The sequence below is a fragment of the Bordetella genomosp. 9 genome (assembly GCF_002261425.1).
GTDB lineage: Bacteria > Pseudomonadota > Gammaproteobacteria > Burkholderiales > Burkholderiaceae_B > Bordetella_C.
This window is the reverse complement of record NZ_NEVJ01000003.1, coordinates 435,755-461,452: the sequence shown is the minus strand read 5'-3', so window position 1 is coordinate 461,452 and position 25,698 is coordinate 435,755. Positions and strand designations below refer to the sequence as shown.

Sequence of the window (25,698 nt, the reverse complement as noted above, 5' to 3'; positions counted from 1 at the left end):
TTCGAGCCTCATGCCTCCCACCTCCGCTTCCTATGAAGCCCGTAGCGTCGCCGACCTGTGGCTGGGCCAGCAGATCCGCCGGGCGCGCAAGCAACAGGGCCTGTCCATCTCCAAGCTGTCGGAGATGTGCCAGATCTCGGTGGGCCTGCTCAGCCAGGTGGAACGCGGCATCAGCTCGCCGTCGGTGCGCATGCTCAGGGTGATTTCCGACGCCCTGAACATCCCCAGCACCACCCTGTTGGAATTCGGCAACTCGCCGGCCGCCGACGAAAAAGGCGTGGTGGCGCGCGCCGGCAGCCATCCCGCGCTGAAGGCGCCGGAAAAAGGCATCGAGAAAGTCATCCTCACGCCCCAGCCTTCGGCCGGCATCAACGTGTACCGGGCGTATATCGAACCGGGCGGCTCGACCGGCGAGGAGTTGTTCACCATCGAGCGCGGCGAACAGGTCGGCCTGGTGCTGTCCGGCACGCTGGAACTCTGGATCGAGGACAAAAGCTTCACGCTGCATCCCGGCGACAGCTTCCGGTATCACAGCAAGGCACCGCACCGCTGGCGCAATCCGGGCCAGGAAAAGGCCGAAGTGCTGTGGGTGGTCGCCGCGCTGCCGCTGCAGGAATCCGCGCCGCCCGCGGCGCCGGCCGAATAACCATCGTCATCACCACGCATAAACCAAGGGGAAGCCGTTATGTCGATTGCACGCATCAAGAACGCCGCGCTGTTCGCCGCTCTGCTGGGCGCGGGGTTGGCCACGTTGACACCTGCCCAGGCGCTCGCCGCCCAGGTCCTGAACGTCGGCATGGCGGCGTCCGACCTCGCCACGCTGGACCCGCACCGGGCGTCCGCCACGCAGGAAAAAATCCTCATGCCGTGGCTGTACAACGGCCTGACCCGTTTCAAGCCAGGTTCCGTATCGCTGGAAAGCATCGAGCCCGATCTGGCGGCAAAATGGGATGTCTCGGCCGACAAGAAGGTCTGGACCTTCACCCTGCGCCAGGACGTCCAGTTCCACGCGGGCTTCGGCAAGATGACCGCCGAGGACGTGGTGTTCTCGCTGGACCGGGCGCGCGATCCCAAGACGTCCTCCTTCGCGGCGGACTTCGCCAATATCGAAAAGGTCGAGGCCGCGGACCCGCGCACGGTGCGCATCACGCTGAAGTCGCCGTCCGCGGACCTGCTCTACACGCTCGTCGGCTACCAGGGCGGTTTCATCGTCAGCAAGAAGGCGGTGGAACAGCGCGGCGACAACTTCCGCCTGCAGCCGGTGGGCACCGGGCCGTTCGAGTTCGAGGCCTACCAGGCCAGCCAGTCGGTGACCTTCAAGGCCAACAAGCAGTATTTCCGCGGCGCGCCCAAGCTCGACCAGATCGTCTACCGCTACATCCGTTCCGACGCCAGCCGCGACCTGGCCTATGAGTCCGGCGAGCTGGACCTGGTCTATGGCCGGCAGGACCAGCGCTGGGCCGAACGCATGAAGGACCGCGCCGACACCAAGCTGGACATCATCGAACCGGCCTACCAGGGGCTGGCTTTCCTGAATACGTCGCGCAAGCCTTTCGACGACCTGCGCGTGCGGCAGGCGATCGCCTATGCGATCGACCCCAGCCGGATCGTGCTCTTCAAGGGCAAGCTGGTGGCCGCGGACTCGCCCACCGTCATCCCGACCGCCACGCTGGGCGCGGATCCGAGCGTGCATCTGCCCGGCTACGACCCCGCCAAGGCCACCGCCCTGCTCAAGGAAGCCGGCCACCCCGACGGCCTGAGCTTCAAGGTCATCCAGACGCAGAACGCCGCGACCCTCGGCCCGGCGCAGATCATCCAGGCGCAGCTGAAGAAAGTGAACGTGCTGATGGACATGGACGTCGTCGAGCACGCGACCTACCACCAGCAGATCCGCAAGGACCTCAGCGACCTGGTGATCTACGCGTCGTCGCGCTTTCCCATCGCGGACAACTACCTGAAAGAGTTCTATCTTTCCAGCAGCGCCATCGGGCAGCCCACCGCCGCCGCCAACTTCTCGCATTGCAACGCCGCCGACGCCGAGATCACCGCGGCCAGCAAGGAATTGGACCTGGAAAAGCGCAAGGCGCTGTGGAAACAGGCGCAGCAGAAGATCGTCGACGCGGTGTGCGCCATTCCGCTGTTCGAGCAGAAGATCGTCTGGGCCAGCCGCAAATCACTGGACTATGGCTATGACCTGCAAGGGTCCCTGTCCTACGGTCCGCTGATCACCGAGAAAACGTCCCTGAACAAATAACCGCGCGTCTCCATCATCATGCGTCCAGCATTGCAGGCCCTGGAGGGCCGGGATTTCGACATCGCGGTCATCGGCGCGGGCATCAACGGCGCGGCGACCGCCCATGCGGCCGCGCAGGCCGGCTACCGCGTCCTGCTCGTCGACAAGGCGGATTACGGCTCCGGGTCCAGCGCCCGCTCCAGCCGCCTGCTGCATTGCGGGTTGCGCTACCTGATGCCGGGCGGCCCGGTGACCACCTTCCTGCGCCATCCGGGCCGCTTCCTGGACGCGGTGCGCACCATCAAGCGCTCGATGGCCGTGCGCAGCGAACTGGTGCGATCCGGCAAGGCCGGCCTGAAGCCCTTGCGGATGCACTATCCCCTGTTCAAGGATGGGCCCTATGCGCCCTGGATGGTGGACGTGGCCTTCGGCATCCTGGGCGCGGTCTCCGACGGCAAGGTGCCGCTGGACTATCGCCGCAGCTCCGCCGCGCAGGCCCGTGCCGAAAATCCCTTCCTGGCTTTCCTCGCGCAACCCGAACGCATCGCCAGCATCGCGTCCTACACCGAGTACCAGTTCGACTGGCCCGAACGCGCCGTGGTGGACCTGGCGATGCAGGCCCAGGCCATGGGCGCGGTGGTCCGCAACTACACCGCGGCGACGTCCCTGCGCCAGCAGGACGGCCAGTGGATCGTCGGGCTGCGCGACGCGGTCGATGGCGGCGAGGCGACCGTCGGCGCGCGCGCCGTGATGAACCTGGGCGGCGTGTGGGTGGACCAGGTCAATGCGCTCGCCGGCAAACCCGTGACGCGCAAGATCACCGGCACCAAGGGCGCGCATCTGGTGTTCCGCCTGCCGGCTTCCTGCCGTGGCCAGGGCTTCGCCGCGATGTCCACGCGCAATCGGCCGTTCTATTGCATGCCCTGGCGCGACCTGCACTTCTTCGGGCCGACCGAGACCCTGTACGAAGGCGATCTGGACGACGTCCATTGCGACCGCGACGACGTCGACTTCATCCTCGGCGAAGTGAATCACCTGTTCCCGGCATTGAAGCTGGGACGGCGGGATATCGTCTCGACGTGGGCCGGCATCCGGCCGTTGACCTTCGACCCCGCGCTGCCCATGGGGCATCGCTCGCGCCGCATCTACGATCTGGCCGACGACGGCCTGCCGGGCGCCTACGCCTTGAGCAACGGCTCGCTGGGCGCGCATCGCCGCACGGGCGCGGATCTGCTGCAGACCTTGCAGGCGCGCCTCGGTCCGCCGGCGGCCGCCGCCGCCACGGCCTTGCCGGACAACTGGTCGCGCACACCGGCCGACGAGCACGTGGTGACGCTGGAAGATTACCTGGCGCGCCGCCGCGGCCGTCTCTGGGATGCCGACCTGGGCCTGGCGGATATCGCCACCGACGCCGCCGAACTCGGCCGGGCGCTGGGCTGGCCGGCGGCGCGCGTCGATGAAGAAATGGCCGAATACCAGCGGCAGGCGCAGCGCCTGTATGGCGTGCGATGACGTCCGCGACCCAAGCCGCGAGCGAACCCGCTATCAAATCCGCCCCATGAACGAGCGATTGCCATGAGCCTCGTATTGATACGCAAGACCGCCCCCACCGCGCAATGGGTCGAAGCCCTGCGGCACGCCTGTCCCGATCTTGAGGTGCGCGTCTGGCCGGATACGGGACCGGCCGAGGACGTGGAGTTCGTGCTGAGCTGGGCCGCCGACCCCGGCGTGATCGCGGGCTTTCCGAATCTGCGCGCCGTGTTTTCGCTGGGCGCCGGCGTAGACCACATCCTGAAGGATCCCACCGTGCCCGCGCACCTGCCGGTGGCGCGCATGGTCGATCCCTCGCTCACCACCGGGATGGTCCAGTACGTCTGCATGGCGGTGCTGCAGCGGCATCGCGGCTGGGACGACATGCGGTCATTCCAGCGGGAACATGCATGGCGTCGGCCGGAAGCGCGCGTAAGCCGCGTCGGCATCATGGGCCTGGGCGAGCTGGGCACTGCCTGCGCGCTTGCCTTGCAGGGACTGGGTTTCGAGGTGGACGGCTGGAGCCGGCGGGCCAAGACGCTGCCGGGCGTGCACGCGCACGCGGGCGAAGAAGGCCTGGAAGCGTTCCTCGCGCGGACGGACATCCTGGTGAACCTGCTGCCGTTGACCGCGGAGCTTGAAAACATACTCTGCGCGGAGACGTTTGCCCGCCTGCCGCGCGGCGCGTACCTGATCAACGTAGGCCGTGGCGAGCATCTGGTCGAAGCCGACCTGCTGGCCGCGCTGGACGCGGGCCAGTTGTCGGGCGCCACGCTGGATGTATTCCGCGTCGAACCGCTGCCGGCCGAGCATCCGTTCTGGGCCCGCGCGGATATCGCCATCACGCCGCATAACGCGAGCATGACGCACCCCGGCACGGCCGCCGCGCACGTAGCCGCCAATATCGCCCGGGCGCGCGCGGGACAGGCGCTGCTCGGGCAGGTGGACCGGCAACGCGGGTATTGATGCACAGGGCACCTGGCACAGGGCTCCCGGCGCGGCCACGCCATCGATGCCGCAATGCCCCCGCGGCCTAGCGCAGTTGGCCTTGGCGCACGCCCATCATCGCGCGGGACAGCTTGCTGGCCGCGGACAGGATGTGGTCCTTGTTGTCCAGCAGCACCTGCTCGGTCAACCGCGATAGCGGGCCCGAAATGCAGATCGCGCCCACCAGGCTCCAATTGATGCCATAAACCGGCGCGGAGATGCTGGAGACTTCCGCATCGCGCTCGCCCAGCGACATCATGTAGCCCGTGCGCCGTATCGATTCATAAGGCTCGTCGGGCTCGCCCGAAAACGCCAGCAGCACGCGCCCCGGACTGCCCAGGTGCAGGGGCAAGGCCGCGCCCACGCGTACGTGATGGCGTATCGACCTGGGACCCTCCACACGGGCCAGGCAAATCCGCTGCTTGCCTTCGCGCACGTAGAACGTGGCGCTTTCGCCCGTGGCGTCGGACAGCTCGCGCAATACCGGCTGCACCACTTCGAGCACATTGAACGTGGCCTGGTAGCAGGCGCCCAACCAACCCGCTGCTTTGGCCAGGCGCCAGTTGCCGTCGGGCCGCTGTGCCAGGTAGTCGTCCATCGCCAACGTGCGCGCCAGACGCAGCACCGTCGATCGGTGGCAGCCGGTGCGCCGGCTCAACTCCGCCAGGGACAGGGAAGCGTCTTCCACACCGAAGGCTTCCAGGATGCGCATCGCGCGCCGTACGGCGATCACGCCATCTTCAGGGCCGGCGCCTTCCTCATCAGGTAAATCGGGTTGCTTCATACCGTGATACATGTCTCGTTCCATGAAACGTCATTGTATTACGTGGAACAACGCACCACAATGCGCCGCATAGATAAAACATAGGAGACAACGATGAAATCCATGCGTCGTATTTGCGCGGCTATCTTCGTGGGCGTCTGCGCCCTGCATGCCACGGCCGCCCTGGCCTATCCCGACAAGCCCATCCGCCTGATCGTGCCCTTCCCACCGGGCGGCGGCACCGACGCGCTCGCGCGCCAGGTCGCCAACGAAATGGGAACCATGAAGGGTTGGACCTTCGTCATCGAAAACCGGCCCGGCGCGGGCGGCAACCTGGGCGTGGACCTGGTCGCCAAGTCGGCGCCCGACGGCTACACCCTGGTGATCGGCCAGACCAGCAACCTGGCGATCAACCCGACGCTCTATGCGAAGCTGCCCTACGACCCGGAACGCGACCTGACACCCGTGGGCCTGGTCGCCGACGCGCCGCTGGTCCTCGTGGTGGCCAGCAACTCGCCCTACAAGACGCTGGCCGACGTGGTCGCGGCGTCCAAGGCCAAGCCGGGCTCGCTGGACGTGGCGACTTCCGGCAATGGCACGGTGGCCCACCTGGCGACCGTCATGTTCCAGAAAGACGCGGGCATCAGCTTGACGCACGTGCCCTACAAGGGCGCGGCCCAGGGCTCCACTGACCTGATCGGCGGCCAGATCGCCATGTATATGTCGTCGGTCCCGACCCTGATCGGCCACATACGCAGCGGCGCCATGCGCGCGCTGGCCGTGACGTCCCTGCAGCGCACGGACGACCTGCCCGACGTGCCGACCTTCGCGGAATCGGGATTCAAGGACTTCGACGCGGTGACCTGGTTCGGTCTTGCCGGGCCCAGGGGGCTGCCCGCCGACGTGGTCGCCACGCTCAACAAGGCGCTCAACGCCGCGCTGGAAGCGCCGTCGACGCGCAAGTTGTTCCAGGCGCAGGGCGCTGCCGTGCGCAGCAGCACGCCGGAAGCGTTCGGCAAGCTGATCCATGACGACCGCGTCCGCTGGGGCCGGATCGTCAAGGAATCCGGTGCGCGTATCGATTGAGGACGTGTCCCGGCCCGCCGGGACCTGGCCCGACAGGCAAAACAAATAGAACGGAGAGACATCATGACGACATCGACGACTTCCCCGCAGAACGGCCGCAGGCGCTTTCTGGCGTCCGCGGCGATGCTGGCCGCTGGCGCGGTCGGCGCCCGCGCCGCGGCCGCCGCGCAGGACGCGTGGCCGGCGGGCAAGCCCATCACCTGGGTCGTGCCCTATCCCCCGGGCGGCAGCACCGACGTATTGGGCCGCAGCATCGCGCAGCAGCTGAACGGCTCGCTGGCGACGACCGTCATCGTCGAGAACAAGCCTGGGGCGACCGGCACCATCGGCGCGGCGCTGGTCGCGCGCGCGGCGCCCGATGGCCTGACCCTGCTGGGCACCTCCATCGGACCGCAGGCCATCGCGCCGCACATGATGGACAAGCTTCCCTACGATCCGATCGCGTCGTTCGTGCCCGTCATCACGATCGGCACCATTCCGCACATCCTGGTGGTGGGCGCCAAGCAACCCTATGCCACGCTGAAGGATCTGGTGCAGGCGGCCCTGGCATCGCCGGGCAAGCTGGCCTTCGCCTCGGGCGGCACGGGGACCATCCTGCAGATGCAGGGCGAACTGCTGCAGCAGCAGACCGGCGCGAAGTTCCTGCACGTTCCCTACAAAGGCGACACGCCCGCGCTGCAGGACACGCTGGGCGGACAGGTGCAGTTCATGTTCGCGCCGGCCGCCGCCGCCCTGCCCCACGTCAAGAGCGGCGCGTTGCGCGCCCTGGCGGTGACGTCCGCCAAGCGCCTGGCCGCCCTGCCCGATACGCCCACCATGACCGAGGAAGGCTACAAGGACTTCGTCGTGGAGCAGTGGCAGGCGGTGTTCGCCCCCGCCGGCACGCCCGCGCCGATCGTCACGCGCCTGAACGCCGCGATCGGCGACGCCTTGCGCCAGCCCGCGGTCGTCGAACTGGCCAACCAGCTCGGCATCACGCTGGCCGGCGGTTCGCCCGCCGACCTGGACGCGCTGCGCCGCGCCGATTTCGAAAAGTGGGGCCGCCTGATCCGCGCCGCCCACATCAAGGCCTGAACCCCTGCGAGGCCTGAACCCCTATACGCCATCCACGGGCGCCGACCCGTTCTCAAGCCACGAGGTATCACCATGAGCACCCCCGACATCGTCAAGGACTTCCCCCGCGTTTCCGCCGCCATCGTCGAGCAGGCCGCGCGCTTCCAACCCGCCATCCTGGCCGACGTGAACGGACGCCGCGGCGCCATGCATGGCCGCATCCGGCCGCTGCATCCGTCCATGAAGCTGGCCGGCCCGGCCTTCACGGTCGAGGTGCGTCCAGGCGACAACCTGATGATCCACGCGGCGATGTCGCTGGCCAAGCCTGGCGACGTGCTGGTCATCGACGGCAAGGGCGACCTGAGCTCCGCCTTGATGGGCACCATCATGATGACGGCCTGCAAGCAGCTGGGCCTGGCAGGCGTGGTGATCGACGGCGCGGCGCGCGACAGCCTGGAAATCGTCGAGATGGATTACCCCGTCTTCGCCGCCGGCACGAATCCGAACGGTCCCACCAAGAACATCGGCGGCCGCATCGGCCATCCCGTCACGGTGGGCGGCGTCACTGTGCACCCTGGCGATTTCGTGATCGGCGATAACGACGGCGTGGTGGTGATCGAACGCGACCAGATCGAAGGCCTGCTGCCGTCAGCCGACAAGAAGGTGAAGGACGAAGCCGCGCGTATCGCCGCGATCAAGGGCGGCGATACGGCTGCCAAGTGGCTCGCCTCCGCGCTGCGCACGGCCGGCGTGCTGAAGGAAGGAGAAACGCTTTGAGCAGCGCCGCGCAAACTCATACGGGGCGCCCGGCGATCCTCGTGACCGCGGCCGACCTGGCGCCACAGGCGGTGGCGTTGCTGGACGGCTACGACGTCGTCTACGCCGGCAAGACGCCGACCGAAGACGACATCGTGGCCCTGTGCCGGCAACACGATCCCGTCGCCATCATCGTGCGCTACAGCAAGGTCGGTGCGGCCGCCATGGAAGCCGCGCCGTCGCTGAAGGTGATCTCCAAGCATGGCAGCGGCACCGATACCATCGACAAGGCCGCGGCCCAGTCGCGCGGTATCGCCGTACTGGCCGCTGCGGGCGCCAACGCGGCGGCGGTCGCCGAGCAGAGTGTGGCCCTGCTGCTGGCCTGCGCGAAGTCGGTGGTCTCGCTCGACAGCCGCATGCGGGCAGGCCATTGGGACAAGGCCACCCACAAGAGCGCGGAGCTGGCCGGCAAGACGCTGGGCCTGATCGGCCTGGGCGCCATCGGCCGCCGGGTCGCCCGCATCGCGGCCAGCATGGACATGCGCGTGATCGGCTTCGATCCGTATGCCAAGGACCTGCCCGCCGACATCGCCAACGTGGACCTGGCGACGATCTGGCGCGAGTCGGACGCGATTTCCCTGCACTGCCCGTTGACCGAGGAAAACCGCGGCATGGTGAACGCGCAGACGCTGGCCCTGTGCAAGCCCGGCGTGCTCGTCGTCAACACGGCGCGCGGCGGGCTGATCGACGAGCAGGCCCTGCTGCAGGCCGTGCGCGACGGCAAGGTGCGCGCCGCCGGGCTGGACAGCTTCGCCACCGAACCCATGCGCGCCGGCCACCCGTTCCAGGCCGAGCCCAACATCATCCTCAGCCCGCATATCGGCGGCGTGACGCAGGAAGCCTACGTCAAGATGGGCGTGGGCGCGGCGGAAAACGCGTTGGCCGTCCTGCGGCAGCAGGCCGCGCACGCCTGACCTGGAAACCAAGCCATGGCCAAACGATGGAAACAGGCGCCGCCCGGCAGTTCCTGGGGCGAATTCGGCGATGACGACCAACGCGGGCGCATGAATCTGGTCGACCGCGCCAAGGTGCTGCAAGGCATCGCCGAGGTGCGGGCAGGACAGACCTTCTGCCTGTCGCTTCCCCTGGACCTGCCCGGCGGCATGGCGCTGAATCCGCGCCGTCTGCCGCCGCGACGCTACGCCACGCTGCGCGACGGCAAGAGCGCCGGTGCGCAGGGCTTTTGCTGGTCCTATGCCAGCGAAGATCCCGCGCTGACCGACGTGGTCTGCGACGACGTGCTGCTGATGAACACGCAGTACTCCACGCAGTGGGACAGCCTGGCGCACATGGGCAGCCGCTTCGACGCCGATGCCGACGGCGTCGACGAGGCGGTGTTCTACAACGGCTTTCGCGCGGGCGTGGACCTGCACGCCGCGCCGGAGGATCCGAAGGCGGTCACGGACTGGGCGAGATTTCCCGGACCGACCGCGAACGCGCTCGGCATCGAGCAGCTCGCGGAACACGGCGCGCAGGGTCGGGGTGTGCTGATCGACCTCGAGCACCACGTAGGACGCAAGCGGGAGGCGGTCGGCTACGACGCGCTGATGCGCATGCTGGACGCGGACGGCATCGCGATCGAGCCCGGCGATATGGTCTGCCTGCATACCGGCTTCGGCGACATGCTGATGTCGATGCGCGGCAAGCCGGACGTCGCCCATCTGCACGCGACAGGCAGCGGCCTGGACGGCAATGACGCGAAGCTGCTGCAGTGGATCGTCGACAGCCGGCTGGCCTGCCTGATTTCCGACAACCCGGCGGTCGAACTGGTGCAGCCGGTCAAGTTCGGCCAGCAGGGACAGCCCATGCGCGGTCCCCGCCTGCCGCTGCACGAACACTGCCTGTTCAAGCACGGGATCCACCTGGGCGAACTGTGGTGGCTGACGCCGCTCGCGCGCTGGCTGCGCGCCAACGGCCGCAGCCGCTTCCTGTTGACCGCACCCCCCTTACGCTTACCCGGCGCCGCAGGATCGCCGGCAACCCCCATCGCCACGGTATAGCCGAACGGCAAACCGTTGAGGAGACAACATGAAACTCGCCCGCCCTTTCCTGGCCGCGGCGCTGCTGCTCGTCGCTGGGAGCGCGACCGCACAGGCTGCTTATCCGGATAAGCCCGTCCGCATCATCGTCGGTTTCTCTCCCGGCGGCCCCACGGACGTGGTGGCACGATCCTTCGCTTCCTACGCCGGTCAGGCACTGGGCCAGACCTTCGTCGTGGAAAACAGGCCCGGCGCCAATACCATCCTGGCGGCGGAGGCCGTCGCCAAGGCGCCTGCCGATGGCTATACGCTGCTGTTCGGTGCGACCAATCACACCATGATTCCGGCGCTCTACAGCGACCGCGTGAAGTTCGACGCGTTGCGCTCGTTCACGCCCATCTGCGCCGTGGCCGTCAGCCCGACCGTACTGGTCGTCGGGCCGTCAATGCCCGTGAAGACGCTGGACGGATTCGTGGCCCGGCTCAAGGCCGAACCCGGCAAGCACACGTTCGCCACGCCCGGCACCGGCAGCTCCGGCCATTTCTACACCGAACAATTCCTGCGGCTGACCGGCACGTCGATGAATCACATCCCATACAAGGGTGCGGCGCAGGCGGTGTCGGACCTGATGGGCGGACAGGTCGATAGCTCGTTCGCCACCCTGGGTTCGGTGCTGCCGCAGGTCGAGGCCGGCAAGCTGACCGCGCTGGCCGTCGCCGCCCCGCAACGCCTGCCGCAATTGCCCGACGTGCCGACCTTCGCCCAGGCCGGCGTGAAAGACTACGCCGCCGAAGCCTGGTATGGCGTGCTCGCCCCCGCCGGCATCCCGGCCGATGCGCGGCAGAAGCTCGAGCAGGTCGCGGCCGCCTATGCGTCCGCGGCGGGCACCGCGAAAAGCCTGGACGCGCTGGGCATGCAGCCGCGCAGCACCTGCGGCGACGCCTTCCAGTCGCAGATGGCGCACGAGATAGACGAATACAGCACCCTGGCCAAAGACCTGGGCCTGAAGGCGGAGTAACGCCCTCCGCGCGCTGGCCCGCCGGCGCGCGCGCACAGCTACGGAGAAGCACCATGTTCCTGATCAACCCGCCCGAAGTCGTCGACTTCGAGGTATGGACCGCCATGCCCGACGCATACCGCAAGGCGCGCCGCAGCGCCTGGGCCGATGCCAATCGCGGCGGCGCCGTGACGGATTCCTTCCTGGAAGGGCCGGTGTTCGACGACGCCGGCAACCTGTACGTGACCGACATCCCCTGGGGCCGGATCTTCAGGATCGACGCGGCCGGCGCATGGACCCTGATCGTCGAGTACGACGGCGAGCCCAACGGCATGAAGTTCCTGGATGCCGGCCGCCTGCTGATCACCGATTACAAGAACGGTCTGATGCTGCTGGACATCGCGGCCGGCAAGGTCGCGCCTTACCTGGAACGCCGCAACAGCGAACGCTTTCGCGGCGTGAACGATCTCATCTTCGACGCGCAGGGCAACCTGTACTTCACCGACCAGGGCCAGAGCGGACTGCACGATCCCGGCGGACGCCTGTATCGCCTGCGCCCGAACGGCCAGCTCGACCTGCTGCTGGACAATGTGCCCAGCCCGAATGGCGTGGCCCTGTCGCCGGACGGCCGCGTGCTGTACCTGGCGGTGACGCGCGGCAATTGCGTGTGGCGCGTGCCGCTGATGGCCGATGGCAGCGTCAGCAAGGTCAGCCAGTTCTTCACGTCCTATGGTCCCAGCGGTCCGGACGGCCTTGCCGTCGACGGCGCGGGCAACCTGCTGGTCTGCAATCCGGGCCTGGGCTACGTCTGGCTACTCAATCATCGTGCCGAGCCGATCACCATCTGGCGCAGCCCCAAGGGCATGTCGACCACCAATATCGCATTCGGCGGGCCGGAGCGCCGCACGCTTTACTGCACCGAATCGGTGTCCGGTTCCATTCTTACCGCGTCGGCGCCCAACGCGGGGTTGCCGCTGTCGCGGCTGCAAGGCTTGCCCGGCAGGTAAGCCCCACACATCAAAAAGGAGACACTCATGTCAGCCATCCGAACCAAACTTTCATCGTCCATCCTGCACGCGGCCCGCGCTGTCGCCGTGGCGGCGGCACTGGGAGCCGCCGCGACCGCCCATGCGGCATACCCCGAGCGTCCCATCACCATGGTGGTTTCCTACGCCCCCGGCGGTTCGGCGGACGCGCTCGCGCGCCTGCTCGCCCAGCGCATGGGAGCCAGGCTGAATACCAGCGTCGTGGTGGAAAACCGTCCCGGCGCCAGCGGCACCATAGGCGCGGCGTATGTGGCCAAGGCCGCGCCCGATGGCTATACGGTGCTGTACGACGCCACGCCCTACTCCATCAACCCGCATCTGTTTCCGCAGATGCCCTACACCAGCACCGCACTGCAGCCCGTGTCGCTGGTGTCGCTGGCGCCCAACATCCTGATCGTCAAGGCGGACTCCAAGTACAAGGATGTCAACGACCTGGTCGCGCAGGCCAAGGCGCATCCGGGCAAGATCAACTTCGCCTCCGGCGGCAGCGGCACCGTCCAGCGCCTGGCGTCCGAGCTGTTCCGCCAGAAGCTGAACCTGGACATGGTGCACGTGCCGTACAAGAGCGGCGGCCCGGCCATCACCGACGTGATGACCGGCCAGGTGGACTTCATGTTCAGCACGGTGGCGGCATCCTTTCCCCTGGTCGAAGCCGGCCGGGTGCGCGCGCTGGTGATTTCCTCGCCGCAGCGCTCGCCGCGGCTGCCCGACGTGCCGACCGTGGCCGAAACGGTCATCCCGGGCTACGAGGTCTACGAGTGGAACGGCGTGTTCGTGCCGGCCGGCGTGCCGAATGACGTCGCGGCGAAGCTGCACGACACCCTGGTGCAGGTCTTGAAGGAAGATGACGTCCGCAAGCGCTTCAATGACCTGGGCGTACAGCCGGTGGGCTCGACGCCGGCCGAATTCGCCGAGTACCTGAAGAAAGAAGACGCCAAATGGGCGGACGTCATCCGCAGGGGCAACATCCGCCAGGACTGAGCAAGGCCCGGGGTGCGGCTGTCCGCGCCCGCGGGCCCTAGCATTTCCTGCTGGGCCACCAGATGGGCGCGACGCCGTTCAACGCCGGCCGGGCGAACAGATAGCCCTGGAACCTTTCTATACCCGCCGCCTGCAGCCAGCACCAGTCTTCCGCGGTTTCCACCCCTTCGGCCACGATCGTGATACCGAGCGAAACACAGAACTGGACGATCGAGCGCACGATGGCCTGGCGCGGTCCGTCGGCGTGCACGCCGTGGATAAGCTTGCGATCGATCTTCAGCTTCTCGGGCTGGAATTCGACCAGCAGCGACAGGCCGGCGAACCCGGCGCCGAAGTCGTCGATGGCCAGGCCGATCCCGGCGCGGCGCAATTGCGTGATGGCGGTGGTGAAACCGTCCAGGCGCGAGATGAACTCCTGTTCCGTCACCTCGACCACGAGCTGCTCGGGCGCCAGGTTGTTGCGTGCCAGCTGCTCCAGCAGGATATCGACCGCGCCAGGCACCGCCACCAGCGACATGGGCAGCAGGTTCACGGACACCTTGCAGTCGCCGATGCCTATGCTGTTGACCAGCGCGAAGGCGTAGGCCTTCGCGTCCAGGTCCGCCTGGTGAAGCTTGTTCTTGGGGATGGAGGCGAAATAGGCTTCGGGCGAACCGCCGGATGCGCTGCGGATCAGTGCTTCCAGCGAGCTGACCTCTCGGCGCAGCGGATCGACGATGGGCTGCAAAGCGAACTGGCAGGGCTGGCCGGCGATCGGTACGCCGCCCGCCGCGCCGAAAACGTCGCCGCCCGGCGCGAACGTCCATTCCGATGCATCGCTGCCTTCGACGAAATGGTCTTTCCATTCGCCTGCGGCACAGGCCTTGATGATCTTCAGCACCCTGTCGTCGTAGGTCTGCCTGGTGCGCGCCGTCACGCGGGCGAGCAGCGCGTCCAGGACGGTACCGGCGGGATAAAGGCGCAGGTCGAAGAGCTCCATGGCATGTCCGCCGAAACGGCGCGACGGCGCGTGGTCACGCAGCAGGCGGACGACCTGGGTGTGGCGCGGATCGCGCAGGATCGATTTGTAGAGCGCATCCACCTGATCGTCCGGGCCTTCCAGCACCTGGAAGAAGTGTTCGCCATCGAACAGCAGGATGCCGGTCACCTGCAGGGACTGATTACGTCGGCCCGCCGCATCGGCCAGCTTATGCAGCTCTTCCGCGGACAGGCTTCCGCGTATGCGGCTGCGGTAGATGAGCGTCGATAGCATGTGATCCCCTCCCGCAAACGCCAAGATTGCTCCCTGCACCGCCCCTGCTCGAGCAGGTTTTGTGAGTGTGCTTCATATTACCTTGACCAGCTTGAGTATGACTTACTTCGCGTTGTAGTGAGGATATCCCGCAACCTTCGAACAGGCAGCGGCTTCACGTTGGGCATGCCGGCTGCGTCGAGGGGCGGCCACATCCGCGCGCCCAAGCGCCCCGTCCGTGGACCGCGGCCAGCATCCTGCTTCTCATTCGCACGGCATTTCCCATCCGTCATCACCTCGAGGCGATCATGAATCCCCAAGCTCCCCAGCGTGTCGACGACGACACCGCACGGCCCTGGACGCTCGCGACCGGCCCCGCACCGCAACAGCCCGCGCGTCCCGATCTGATCTGCTTCTCGCATCTGCGTTGGCATTTCGTCTACCAGCGCCCGCAGCATCTGCTGTCGCGGTTTGCGCGATCGCATCGGGTGTACTACTTCGAGGAGCCCCTGGCCGCCGATGGCGGCGAGGCATGGCTGGAGCGGCGCATCGTCGATGGCGGCATTGCGGTGCTGGTGCCCCGGCTGCCCGCCGGCATGGACGCGCAGCAAACCGAGACGACGCTGCAGCGCCTGCTCGATACCGTCATCGCGGATGACGCCATCAGGCCCGCGCTGCTCTGGTACTACACGCCCATGGCGCTCGGCTACTCCGGCCACCTGACGGCCGGCACGGTGGTGTACGACTGCATGGATGAGCTTTCCGCATTTCGGGGCGCGCCGCCGGAACTTACGGCGCGTGAAGCCGAACTGCTGGCGCGCGCCGACATCGTGTTCACGGGCGGGCACAGCTTGTACGAGGCCAAGCGTGGGAAACACCGTAACGTCCACGCCTTTCCCAGCAGCGTCGACGTGGAGCATTTCCGCCGCGCCCGCACGTGCGGCGACGAGCCTGCCGACCAGGCCGCGATACCGCACCCGCGGCTGGGCTTCTACGGGGTCCTGGACGAGCGTTTCGACTGCGAACTGGTGGCGCGCGTCGCCGCGGCGCGTCCCGGCTGGCAGTTGGTCTTGATCGGTCCGGTCGTCAAGATCGATCCGGCGACGCTGCCGCGCGCCGCCAACATCCATTACCTGGGGCCCAAGGACTACAACGACCTGCCCGCCTACCTGTCGGGATGGGATGCGGCGTTGATGCCGTTCGCCCTGAACGAGTCCACGCGATACATCAGCCCGACCAAGACACCCGAGTTCATCGCCGCCGGGCGGCCGGTGGTCAGCACGCGCATCGCCGACGTCGAGCGCGGCTATGGCGCTTGCCCACTGGTGCGCATCGCCGATGACGCCGAAAGCTTCGTACAGGCCGCCGAAGCGGCGCTGCGCGATGCGCTGGCGCCCGCCGTGGTGGCCGCCCAGGCGGACCGTGCGCTCGCGGGCATGTCGTGGGACCGCACCTGGCGGGACATGTCCGAAAGGCTTGCCGGGAGGCTTGCCGGGAGGCTTGCCGGGAGGCTCGCCGAAGCGCAGGCCGGGGCATCCCCCGCGAACGCGGCGCCGGTGGTGCCGATGCACGGCAGGAGCGCCGGCAGAGAAGGCGCGCCGCAGCCGACGCAGCCGATGCAGCCCACCCGGACGCCGCGCACGTCCCGCTCGCCCACGGCGCGTTACGACTATCTGGTCGTCGGCGCCGGGTTCGCCGGCTGCGTGCTGGCCGAACGGCTGGCCGCGGGCCTGGGCCAGCGCGTGCTGGTGATCGATCGCCGCCCGCACATAGGCGGCAATGCCTACGACTTCGTCAACGATGCCGGCGTGCTCGTCCACCGCTACGGCCCGCACATCTTCCATACCAATGCCGACCAGGTCGTGAAGTATCTGTCGCGGTTCACCGGCTGGCGTCCCTACGAACACCGCGTGCTCGCCAGCGTCGATGGCATGCTCCTGCCCATGCCCATCAATCTGACGACGCTGTCCACGCTGTACAGACGGCCCTTCACCAGCGAAACCGCCCAGGCCTTCCTGGCCGCGCGCGCCGAAACGCATGTGCAGATCCGCACCGCCGAAGACGTTGTGGTGTCGCAGGTCGGCAGGGATCTGTACGAGCGCTTCTTTCGCGGCTACACCCGCAAGCAATGGGGCCTGGACCCGTCGCAGCTGGACAAGAGCGTCACCGCGCGCGTGCCCACCCGTACGTCTCATGACGACCGCTATTTCACGGATCGCTTCCAGGCCATGCCGGACCAGGGGTATACCCGCATGTTCGAGCAGATGCTGGACCACCCGAACGTCGACATATGCCTGGGAACGGACTACCGCGAACTGCGCGGCGCCGTGCCGGCGCGGCGGCTGGTCTATACCGGCCCCATCGACGAGTACTTCGATTACTGCCACGGCGCGTTGCCGTATCGCTCGCTGGTCTTCCGGCACGAAACCTACGATCAGGAGCAGTTCCAGCCGGTCGGCGTGGTCAACTATCCGGCGGAAGAAGTGCCCTATACGCGCATCACCGAATACAAGCATCTGACCGGGCAACGCCATCCCCGCACCAGCGTCACCTACGAATACCCGAGCGCCGAAGGCGACCCCTACTATCCGGTCCCGCGGCCGGAGAATGCCGAACTTTACCGCCGCTACCAGGCCCTGGCCGACGAGCGTCCGCACGTGCTGTTCGTCGGCAGGCTCGCTACCTATCGCTACTACAACATGGACCAGGTGGTCGCGCAGGCTTTGGCGGCGTATGGGCGCATCGAGGCCGAACATCGCGCCGGGCCGGCGCTGGCGGCCCAGGCGGTAGCATGACGGGGGCGGACCGATGACGGCTGTTTTTCGCAGTTTCCTGCAAGGCGGATTCGAGTGCTCGACGCTGAAGTTTCCGGACGGCCGGCGCCTGGACCTGCTGGAAAGTACCGGTCATGCGCGCCACGCGCTGGCCGACTTCCAGGCGCTGTCCGCCTGCGGCATCCGGACCGTGCGCGACGGCCTGCGCTGGCACCGCATCGAACGGGAGGACGGCAGCTTCGACTGGACCAGCGCTGTCGGCCAGATCGATGCCGCCGTGCGCGGCGGAACGCAGGTCATATGGGACCTGTGCCATTACGGTTGGCCCGAACACCTCGATATCTGGAGCCCGGGGTTTCCGCAGCGTTTCGCCCGCTATGCCGCGCGGGCCGCCGCCCTGATACGCGAACGCTGCCCGGGCACGCCCTTCTACTGCCCGGTGAACGAGTTGTCCTACTGGGCCTGGGCAGGCGGCGAAATGAACCACTTCGCGCCTTGCGGAACGGGCCGCGGCGATGAGCTCAAACGCCAACTCGCGGCCTGCACCGTGGCGGCGATCGAAGCCATCCGGCAGGTCGATGTCCGCGCCCGCTTCGTCCTGGCGGACCCCATGATCCGCGTCGCGACGGCCACGCCGGAGGATCGCGCCGCCGCCCACCACTGTACGCTGGCCCAGTACCAGGGATGGGACATGGTGCGCGGCAGCATGGCGCCGGAGCTCGGCGGCGCGACCGAGTACCTGGACATCATCGGCGTCAACTTCTATCCGCACAACCAGTGGTATCTGAACGGGCCGACCATCCATCGCGACACGCCGGGCTACCTGCCCCTGCGCGACATGCTGGCGCGGGTCCACGCACGCTACGAACGACCCATCCTGATCGCCGAAACCGGCGCCGAAGGCGAACGGCGCGCGGGCTGGCTGCGCTATGTCTGCGACGAAACGGCGGCCGCGATGGCGCAGGGTCTGCCCATCCTGGGCATCTGCCTGTATCCGATCACCGACTATCCCGGCTGGGAGGACGACAGGCACTGTCCGACCGGGTTGCTCGGCTTCGCCGATGCCGAGGGACGCCGCCCCGTCGATATGGCGACGGCCACCGAGCTGTTCCGGCAACAGCGCCGCTTCCGCGAGCTATCCGAAGCGCCCGTCCCCGTCCCTGTCGAGGCCTCCAAGCGCGCGCATTGATCGATGCCCTTCGCCATGTCCGCCCGGCCCATTCCCTCCCGTCCGCTTCCCTTCCTGTTCCATTACGTCAAGGCCAGGCCGGGCAGCTTCGCCTGTCTCGCGTTGCTGATCGTCAGCGCGGCGAGCTGCGCCGTCGCCGTTCAATACGGCATGAAGCTGATCGTCGACGCCATGGCCGAACCCGACCGGGCTCGCGCGGATATCTGGCATCCGCTGGTTTTCTTCCTGGTGCTGATCGGCGTGGAAAGCACCTTGTGGCGGTCGGCCGGTTGGCTGGGTTGCCGCACCATCGTGGCGTCCTGCGCCGACATGCGCATCGATCTATTCGATCACCTGACCGGACACTCCCTGCCCTTCTTCAGGCGCCACTTGACGGGCGCGCTGGGCAATCGCATATCGGCCACGGCGACGGCCAGCGCCTCCATCTACGGAACCATGACCTGGAACGTGACGCCGCCCTGCGTGGAGTTCATCGGCGCGACGGTGGTGCTGCTGACCATAGACTGGAAACTGGCCATGGCGCTGACGCTATTCGTGGCGACCGTGGCCCTGGTGATCGTGCTGTTCGGCATACGCGGCCGCAAGTTGCACGAAACCTATGGCATGCACGCGTCGCGGGTGGGCGGCGAAATCATCGATACGGTATCGAATATCTGGACGGTGCAGGCATTCACCGCGCACCGGCAGGAACATGACCGCCTGAAGTGGCAGGTCGAGCAGGAGGCCCACGCGCAGCGCCGCAGCTGGATGTACCTGGAGAAGGCCCGCGTGCTGCACGATATCTGCCTGTGGGTCATGGCCGGGTCGATGCTGTTCTGGGCCTTGTACGCCTGGCGCCGCGACGTCATGACGACGGGCGACGTGGTGGTCGTCAGCGCCCTGGCCTTTCGCATCCTGCACGGTTCGCGCGACCTGGCCCTGGCCCTGGTGGGCACCGCGCAACAGTTCGGCGTGATCGGCGAGATGCTGGGCGTAGTGGCGCAGCCGCACGGCATGAAGGACCTGCCAGACGCGCGCGTCTACCAACCGCGCGGCGGCCGGATCGAACTGCATGATGTCCACTACGCCTACCCGGACGGCCACCAGGTTTTCCACGGCCTGGACCTGTGCATTCCCGGCGGGCAGAAGGTCGGCGTGGTCGGCGCATCCGGCGCCGGCAAGTCCACCCTGCTGAACCTCTTGCAGCGCCTGGACGACGTCAGCCGCGGCAGCATCCGGCTGGACGGCCAGCCCGTGGACGGGCTGACGCGTGACAGCCTGCGCGGGGCCATCGCGGTGGTGCCGCAGGATCTGCCCTTGTTTCGCCGCACCATTATGGAGAACATCCGCTATGGCCGGCCGGATGCGACCGACGAAGAGGTCTACGAAGCGGCCCGGCTGGCGCACTGCGACGAATTCATCGACCGGTTGCCGGATGGCTACCAGACGCTGCTGGTCGAACGCGGCGCCTCGCTATCGGGCGGACAGCGCCAGCGCCTGTCCATGGCGCGGGCCTTCCTGAAAGACGCGCCCATCCTGCTGCTGGACGAAGCCACGTCGGCGCTGGACAGCCGGTCGGAGGTGCGCGTGCAGCAGGCCTTGAACGGCCTGATGCGCAACCGCACGGTGCTGGCTGTCGCGCACCGCCTGTCGACGCTGTCGTCCTTCGACCGCATCATCGTGCTGGACGAGGGCCGCCTGGTGGAAGACGGCCCGCCCGACGTGCTGCGCGAGCGTGGCGGATTGTTCGCCACGCTCTGGCATATGCAGAGCCGTCAGGAACCGCTGGAGGAAAACCTGTCGATGCAGTAGGCCGGCGTCGCAGGGGCGCGTTTCCCCGCCCCCGGCGTCAGGCGCTCCGGCGTCCATTCAGGTCGACGCCCTGACCCGCCCGGTCACGCGCCGGCGTCGCGCCGCACCGCCTCGAACAGCGGCGCCAGCAGGTAGGCGAACGGCGTGGCGATGGGCACGTGCCGGTCCTCGTACCATCCGGCCTGGTGCAGCAGGTTCAAGGTGCCCAGCGTCCGGCCCTCGATCACCACGGGCACGTTCAGCACCGAGTCGCAACCCAGCGATTTGATCAGTTCGTGGTCGAAGAACGCCCACTTGATGTCGTCCTCGGTATTGCCGATATACGGCTGGCCGCGCGTGATGACCAGGTCGCCCCATGGCGTGGGCCCCATCTTCTTTGCCCCGCTGACCGGATAGGCCTCCGGTTGATTGCTGTACAGGCGGATCACCTGCTGCGCGTCCGGCGAGGTGTACAGGATAGTGAACAGCTTGTGCCCCACCAGTTCGCCCAGCGCCTGGTCGATGCCGCGAAACAACCCTTCGCGCCCGCCTCGCACCGCGGCCGCGGTGCACGATTGATGCAGTAATTCCAATGCTCTCGATTCCATTCCGGACTCCATATGGTTACCTATGAGTGCTTGGGACGATGGCCGTCGGCGCCCGCCGGCCGTATGCGTTCGGGCAGGATGCCCTGCGGGCGCACCTGCAGGATGGCGACCAGCGCGGCGGCGATGATGAAATCGCGCAGGGCCGCGGCCTGCACCGCCGACAACGCCGACGTGAACGCCGCCAGCATGCGCGTGCCTTCGAGCAAGGCCATGACCAGCAGCGCGCCCACCACCGCGCCCATGGGCCGGGCGTTCCCGCCGGCCGTCGCTGCCAGGAACACGTAGATGGTCAGCAAGGGCGCGACGAGGTCGGGCGCGATGTAGGAAGTGAAATGCGCATACAAGGCGCCGGCCAGGCCGGCCAGCGCGGTGCCGATGGCGAACGCCGCCACCTTGTAGCGCGGCACGTTCTTGCCGGCGACCAGCGCGACCACGTCATCGTCGCGGATGGCGCGCAGCACGCGGCCGTAGGGACTCGCGGCGATCCGCGCCAGCAGCCAGGCGGCCAGCGCGGCGATCAGCCAGGCCACCAGCAGATACGCGGTGTTGAACCATGGCCCCAGTTCGGCCTTCATCGGGCCCGGTATGCCGGGAATACCTTCCGCCCCCTTGGTCAGCCAGTTCTCGTTCAGCGCCACCAGGCGCACCGTTTCGGCGAAGCCCAGCGTCACGATGGCCAGGTAATCGCCGCGCAGCCCGCGCGTCGCGTACGTCATCACCACGCCCGCCGCGCCGGCGGCCAGCGCGCCCAGGATCCAGCCCGCCAGGATGGGCCAGCCCAGCTGCGTGGTGACGATGGCCGACGCATACGCGCCCACGGCGAAAAAGCCGACGATGCCCAGGTTGACCATGCCGGTGTAGCCCCAGATCACCGTCAGGCCCAGGGCCAGCAGGCAGTACACGGCCGCCAATGTAAGAGAGAACGCCAGATAGGAAAGCATGGCTGTGCCTCAGCGCCGGCCCATCAGGCCCTGCGGTCGGAAAGTCAGGAAGACGAAGATGGCCACGAAGCCCACCGCGCTGCGATAGGTCGGTGGCAGCCAGATCAGCGCGACCTCCTCGGCCACGCCTATCGCCACCGCGCCGATCACCGCGCCCGCCGGACTGGCCAGGCCGCCCAGCACGCTGGCCGCGAAGAAGGTCAGCAGGAAGCGGCTGCCCGTCAGCGGGTCGATGCTGGTGTCGATGCCCAGCAAGGCGCCTCCCACGCCAGCCAGTCCCATGCCCAGGAAGATGGTCAGCCCCGCGATGATGTCCGGGTCGATGCCCTTCAGGCGGGCCAGCGTCGGATTGTCGGCCACGGCGCGCATTGCCTTGCCCATGCGCGTATAGCGGAAGTACAGGAACAGGCAGGCCGTCACGGCCACGGCAATTCCCAGGTTGGCGAACTGCTGCGGACTGACCCGGATGCCGCCGACGCTCACGTCGCGCATGATGGGCACGTCGAAGCTGCGCAGGTCATTGCCGAAGGCGAAGCGCAGAATCGCCTCGAGCGCCAGCATGATGGCGATCGACACGATGGCCACGGTCAGGCCGCCATCGGACGACGGCACGCGCCGCAGGCGCCGCATGCCTATCCAGTCGCATGCCAGGCCTACCAGGCCGGCGCCGGCGAAGGCCACCGGTATGGTCGCGACCGGCGGCAGCCCGGCGCGCACGTTGGCCAGGTAGGCCAGGTAGGCGCCGACGCTGGCCACCCCGGCCACCGCGAAATTGGGAAACCGCAGCACCGCGTACATCATGGACAGGCCTACCGCGGGCAAGGCGATGGTGGCGCCGGCGATGATCCCATTCGCCAGCGCTTGCAACAGCTCCGTCACGGGTGGTCCTTCAAGCGATCTTCAGCAGCACGGGTTTGCCGTCCTTGACCTGCTCGTAGCGGAAGCTGGCCTCGGCGACGTCGCCGATATCGGTGAAACGGCAAGGGCCGCTGGCGCCGACGTAGTCGATGCTGCCGCCGCCAGCCAGGATCTTGATGCCGGCCGCCGCGTTGTCCACCCGCTGGCCGCCATCGGCCGTCAGCTTGCGTATCGCGTCCTTGATGGCCGCGCCGGACGCCGCCCTGGCCTGCGCCATCGCCATGATGACCAGGTTCGCATGGTCATAGGACTGCGCGGTGTAGGGATCGGGGCTGTCGGAATTCACGATCTTCTTCAGGCGCGCGTACGCGGTGCCGTCCGCCGCCGGCGAAGGCGCGATGGTGAAGATGCCTTCCACCGTGTCCTTGGGCACCGATTCGATCAGCTGTTTGTTGACCGTATAGGCGTACGACAGCATCTTGCCCTGATAACCGGCGCGGTACAGGTCCTTCACCAGCACCGAGGTGTCGGCCACGTAGCCGCCCAGCACCAGCATGTCGGGTTTGCTGGCCAGCGCCTTGTCCACTTCGGTGCGGTAGCTGGCCTTCTTGTCTTCGTACACGACGGTCGTGACCGTGCCGCCGGCGGCGGCCATCGCCTTGGCCATGTTCTCCGTCATGGACTGCACGAAAGGCGTCTGCGGCGACAGGTAGACCACCTTGCGGGCGCCCTGCGCCAGCGCGAACTCGCCGAACTTGCGGCCCTGCAGCGTCGTCGTCGGCTGGGTGCGGAACAGGTAGCCCTGGTGCGGCAGGTGCGTCAGGTTGTCGGCGCCCGACGCGCAGGCGATCACCGTCCTGCTTTCCCAGCACAAGGGCGCCACGGCCTGCGTGACGGGCGACGACCAGACGCCGATGATGGCCACGACCTTGTCGACGTCGATCAGCTTGCGCGCCGCGCGCACCGCGGCCTCGGGGTTGGTCTGGCAGTCCTCGCGCACCAGCTTGATCTGCCGCCCCAGCACGCCGCCGGCGGCATTCACTTCGTCGACCACGGCGGCGATGGCCTGCTGCATCGGCGGCCCGTATTGCGCGCCCGAGCCCGACAGCGGCGAGAGCGCGCCCAGCATGATGGGGTCCGTGGCCTGCGCGTAGGCGCCGCGCAGGATATAGGGCTGCGCGCCCAGCGCGGCGCCGGCGGCGGCCAGTTTCAGGAAACGGCGGCGGTACGGAAGGTTGGACATGGCGGAGATCCTCGAAGCTCTGAATGTCAGCGATCTGACGGGTGATGTTGGTCGGCGCCGCCCAGGAACATGCGGCGGGTTTCCGGGTCAGCGGCCAGGTCGCGCGCGGCGCGGTCGGCGCGCTTGGCGCCGCTGACCATGACGATGCCGCGATCGGCGATATCCAGCGCGGCCAGCGCGTTCTGTTCGATCATCAGGATGGTCAGCCCGCCGTCGGCCAGTTCGCGCACGGTGTCGAACAGGACCTCGCAGGCGGCGGGCGACAGGCCCGCGGACGGTTCGTCCAGCAGCAGCATGCGGGGCTCGCCCATCAGCGCCATGGCCATGGCGACGACCTGCCGCTGGCCGCCGGACAGCGTGCCGGCCGCCGCGCGCCGCTTGTCGCGCAGCACGGGAAAGCGCTGGTACATGGCGTCGATGCGGGCTTCTTCGCCGCCGCCGTGCAGGTAGGCGCCCATTTCCAGGTTTTCGCGCACCGTCAGGCCGCCGAAGACATTGTTTTCCTGTGGCACGAAGCCGATGCCGGCGCGCGCGCGGGCCAGCGGCGTCTGCACCGCCAGGGGACGGTCTTCCAGCTCGATGCTGCCTTCGGCCATGTGGTGCAGGCCGGCGATCAGTTTCAGCAAGGTGGACTTGCCGGCGCCGTTGGGTCCCACCACCACGACCAGCTCGCCCGGCGCGATATCCAGGTCCACGCCCTTGACCACGCGATCGGTGGGCGTGTAGCCGCCGGCCAGGCCGCGCACGCGCAGCAAGGGGGCCGCCGCCGCGTTCGTCGTCGCCGTGTTGGTCGTCACCGTGTTCGCCGCCGTCATTGCGCCGCCCTCGCCGCGTGCCGGCGGCCCAGATAGGCGTCCTGTACCGCGGGATTGGCGATCACGTCGTCATAGCCTCCGCGCGTCAGGAAAGCGCCTTCGGCCATGACCACGACGTCGTCGCACAGCAGCCGCACCAGCTCCAGGTCATGCTCGATCAGCAGCACGGTCAGGCCGTCCTCGCGCAGGCGGGCAAGCTGCTCGGCGATCTCGCGGGCCAGCGTGGGATTGACCCCCGCCATGGGTTCGTCCAGCAACAGCATGCGCGGCTCGGCCATCAGCGCGCGGCCGATCTCCAGCAGCTTCTTCTGGCCGCCGGATATGTCGACCACCAGGTGGTCCAGCACGTGATCGAGCTTCAGCCGCCGGGCGACCTGGAAGGCCTGTTCGCGCAGCGCCGCCTCGCGGCCGCGGGCGTCGGCGCTGCCCAGGCAGGCGGCCAGCAGGCTTTCGCCCGGCTGGTGCTTGCCATAGAGCATCAGGTGTTCGAACACCGACATGCGCGGAAAGCCGCGCGCCAGCTGGAAGGTGCGCACCAGCCCGGCGCGCGCGATGCGGTCGGGCCGCCATCCCAGGATGGGATCGCCGTGGAATTCCACCGATCCGCGCGCGGCGGGCAGCAGGCCGGTGATGCAATTGAACAGCGTGGTCTTGCCGGCGCCATTGGGGCCGATCAGGCCCGTGATGGCGTTTTCACGGACCGTGAAGGTCGCGTCGTTCAGCACCCGCAGACCGCCGAAGCGGACATTCAACTGCCTGATATTCAGCACCGGCCGGTTCCTGCGACAGGCGGGCGGC

23 protein-coding genes are annotated in these 25,698 nt (G+C 67.8%); 15 read left to right on the top strand and 8 right to left on the bottom strand.

Annotated elements, in window-relative coordinates; genetic code table 11:
* Nucleotides 1-10 precede the first annotated feature (10 nt).
* The 4 genes from CAL26_RS13310 (at nt 11) to CAL26_RS13295 (ending at nt 4,729) form a co-directional block, all read left to right on the top strand.
* Nucleotides 11-646: a helix-turn-helix domain-containing protein gene (locus CAL26_RS13310; protein ID WP_094847387.1), complete on the top strand. Its 636-nt coding sequence runs from the start codon at nt 11-13 to the stop codon at nt 644-646.
* Nucleotides 647-685: 39 nt separating this feature from the next.
* On the top strand, nt 686-2,254 hold the full coding sequence (locus CAL26_RS13305; protein ID WP_094847386.1) for an ABC transporter substrate-binding protein: 1,569 nt from the start codon (nt 686-688) through the stop codon (nt 2,252-2,254).
* Between the two features lie 18 nt (nt 2,255-2,272).
* Complete coding sequence (locus CAL26_RS13300) at nt 2,273-3,745, top strand: FAD-dependent oxidoreductase (protein WP_094847385.1); 1,473 nt, start codon at nt 2,273-2,275, stop codon at nt 3,743-3,745.
* 63 nt (nt 3,746-3,808) lie between these two features.
* Entirely contained in the window at nt 3,809-4,729 is a 921-nt protein-coding gene (locus tag CAL26_RS13295) for a 2-hydroxyacid dehydrogenase (protein WP_094847384.1), read from the top strand.
* A 67-nt stretch (nt 4,730-4,796) separates the two neighbouring features.
* On the opposite strand, the gene CAL26_RS13290 is transcribed toward CAL26_RS13295, so the two are convergent.
* Nucleotides 4,797-5,534: an IclR family transcriptional regulator gene (locus tag CAL26_RS13290; RefSeq protein ID WP_094849854.1), complete on the bottom strand. Its 738-nt coding sequence runs from the start codon at nt 5,532-5,534 to the stop codon at nt 4,797-4,799.
* A gap of 102 nt (nt 5,535-5,636) precedes the next feature.
* Between CAL26_RS13290 and CAL26_RS13285 the strand changes: the two genes are divergently transcribed.
* The 8 genes from CAL26_RS13285 to CAL26_RS13250 all read left to right on the top strand — a co-directional run bounded on the left by CAL26_RS13285 (nt 5,637) and on the right by CAL26_RS13250 (nt 13,471).
* Nucleotides 5,637-6,599, top strand: coding sequence for a Bug family tripartite tricarboxylate transporter substrate binding protein (locus CAL26_RS13285; RefSeq protein ID WP_256988630.1), 963 nt, complete (start codon nt 5,637-5,639; stop codon nt 6,597-6,599).
* A 63-nt stretch (nt 6,600-6,662) separates the two neighbouring features.
* Nucleotides 6,663-7,673, top strand: a complete 1,011-nt coding sequence (locus tag CAL26_RS13280) for a Bug family tripartite tricarboxylate transporter substrate binding protein (protein ID WP_094847382.1) — start codon at nt 6,663-6,665, stop codon at nt 7,671-7,673.
* A 72-nt stretch (nt 7,674-7,745) separates the two neighbouring features.
* Complete coding sequence (locus CAL26_RS13275) at nt 7,746-8,429, top strand: RraA family protein (protein WP_179283352.1); 684 nt, start codon at nt 7,746-7,748, stop codon at nt 8,427-8,429.
* A gap of 41 nt (nt 8,430-8,470) precedes the next feature.
* Nucleotides 8,471-9,382: a hydroxyacid dehydrogenase gene (locus CAL26_RS13270; protein WP_256988400.1), complete on the top strand. Its 912-nt coding sequence runs from the start codon at nt 8,471-8,473 to the stop codon at nt 9,380-9,382.
* Nucleotides 9,383-9,397: 15 nt separating this feature from the next.
* Entirely contained in the window at nt 9,398-10,468 is a 1,071-nt protein-coding gene (locus tag CAL26_RS13265) for a cyclase family protein (protein ID WP_094847379.1), read from the top strand.
* A 28-nt stretch (nt 10,469-10,496) separates the two neighbouring features.
* Entirely contained in the window at nt 10,497-11,465 is a 969-nt protein-coding gene (locus CAL26_RS13260) for a Bug family tripartite tricarboxylate transporter substrate binding protein (RefSeq protein ID WP_094847378.1), read from the top strand.
* A gap of 53 nt (nt 11,466-11,518) precedes the next feature.
* Entirely contained in the window at nt 11,519-12,451 is a 933-nt protein-coding gene (locus CAL26_RS13255; RefSeq protein ID WP_094847377.1) for an SMP-30/gluconolactonase/LRE family protein, read from the top strand.
* A gap of 27 nt (nt 12,452-12,478) precedes the next feature.
* A complete protein-coding gene (locus tag CAL26_RS13250; protein WP_094847376.1) occupies nt 12,479-13,471 on the top strand; it encodes a Bug family tripartite tricarboxylate transporter substrate binding protein in 993 nt (330 codons plus the stop codon).
* A gap of 37 nt (nt 13,472-13,508) precedes the next feature.
* Here CAL26_RS13250 and CAL26_RS13245 read toward each other — a convergent pair whose 3' ends face one another.
* Nucleotides 13,509-14,723, bottom strand: a complete 1,215-nt coding sequence (locus tag CAL26_RS13245; protein WP_094847375.1) for a diguanylate phosphodiesterase — start codon at nt 14,721-14,723, stop codon at nt 13,509-13,511.
* A gap of 287 nt (nt 14,724-15,010) precedes the next feature.
* Between CAL26_RS13245 and glf the strand changes: the two genes are divergently transcribed.
* Genes glf through CAL26_RS13230 form a run of 3 tightly spaced genes read left to right on the top strand, consistent with a single transcriptional unit; the run spans nt 15,011 to nt 20,456 of the window.
* A complete protein-coding gene (gene glf, locus CAL26_RS28815) occupies nt 15,011-17,497 on the top strand; it encodes a UDP-galactopyranose mutase (protein ID WP_094847374.1) in 2,487 nt (828 codons plus the stop codon).
* Between the two features lie 13 nt (nt 17,498-17,510).
* The gene (locus CAL26_RS13235; protein ID WP_094847373.1) at nt 17,511-18,665 is read left to right on the top strand and encodes a beta-glucosidase; all 1,155 of its coding nucleotides are present in this window, start codon (nt 17,511-17,513) and stop codon (nt 18,663-18,665) included.
* A 3-nt stretch (nt 18,666-18,668) separates the two neighbouring features.
* Nucleotides 18,669-20,456, top strand: a complete 1,788-nt coding sequence (locus tag CAL26_RS13230; RefSeq protein ID WP_094847372.1) for an ABC transporter ATP-binding protein — start codon at nt 18,669-18,671, stop codon at nt 20,454-20,456.
* A gap of 83 nt (nt 20,457-20,539) precedes the next feature.
* On the opposite strand, the gene CAL26_RS13225 is transcribed toward CAL26_RS13230, so the two are convergent.
* Genes CAL26_RS13225 through CAL26_RS13200 form a run of 6 tightly spaced genes read right to left on the bottom strand, consistent with a single transcriptional unit; the run spans nt 20,540 to nt 25,670 of the window.
* Entirely contained in the window at nt 20,540-21,043 is a 504-nt protein-coding gene (locus tag CAL26_RS13225) for a GAF domain-containing protein (RefSeq protein ID WP_179283351.1), read from the bottom strand.
* A 20-nt stretch (nt 21,044-21,063) separates the two neighbouring features.
* Nucleotides 21,064-21,984 (bottom strand): branched-chain amino acid ABC transporter permease, encoded by a 921-nt coding sequence (locus tag CAL26_RS13220; RefSeq protein ID WP_094847370.1) that lies wholly within the window; start codon nt 21,982-21,984, stop codon nt 21,064-21,066.
* Between the two features lie 9 nt (nt 21,985-21,993).
* Nucleotides 21,994-22,863 carry a branched-chain amino acid ABC transporter permease gene (locus CAL26_RS13215; protein WP_094847369.1) on the bottom strand — a complete coding sequence of 290 codons (870 nt, stop codon included), beginning with the start codon at nt 22,861-22,863 and terminating at the stop codon, nt 21,994-21,996.
* 10 nt (nt 22,864-22,873) lie between these two features.
* A complete protein-coding gene (locus CAL26_RS13210; RefSeq protein WP_094847368.1) occupies nt 22,874-24,085 on the bottom strand; it encodes an ABC transporter substrate-binding protein in 1,212 nt (403 codons plus the stop codon).
* A gap of 26 nt (nt 24,086-24,111) precedes the next feature.
* Nucleotides 24,112-24,882 carry an ABC transporter ATP-binding protein gene (locus CAL26_RS13205; RefSeq protein ID WP_218831551.1) on the bottom strand — a complete coding sequence of 257 codons (771 nt, stop codon included), beginning with the start codon at nt 24,880-24,882 and terminating at the stop codon, nt 24,112-24,114.
* 14 nt (nt 24,883-24,896) lie between these two features.
* Nucleotides 24,897-25,670, bottom strand: a complete 774-nt coding sequence (locus CAL26_RS13200; protein WP_218831550.1) for an ABC transporter ATP-binding protein — start codon at nt 25,668-25,670, stop codon at nt 24,897-24,899.
* Nucleotides 25,671-25,698: the final 28 nt, after the last annotated feature.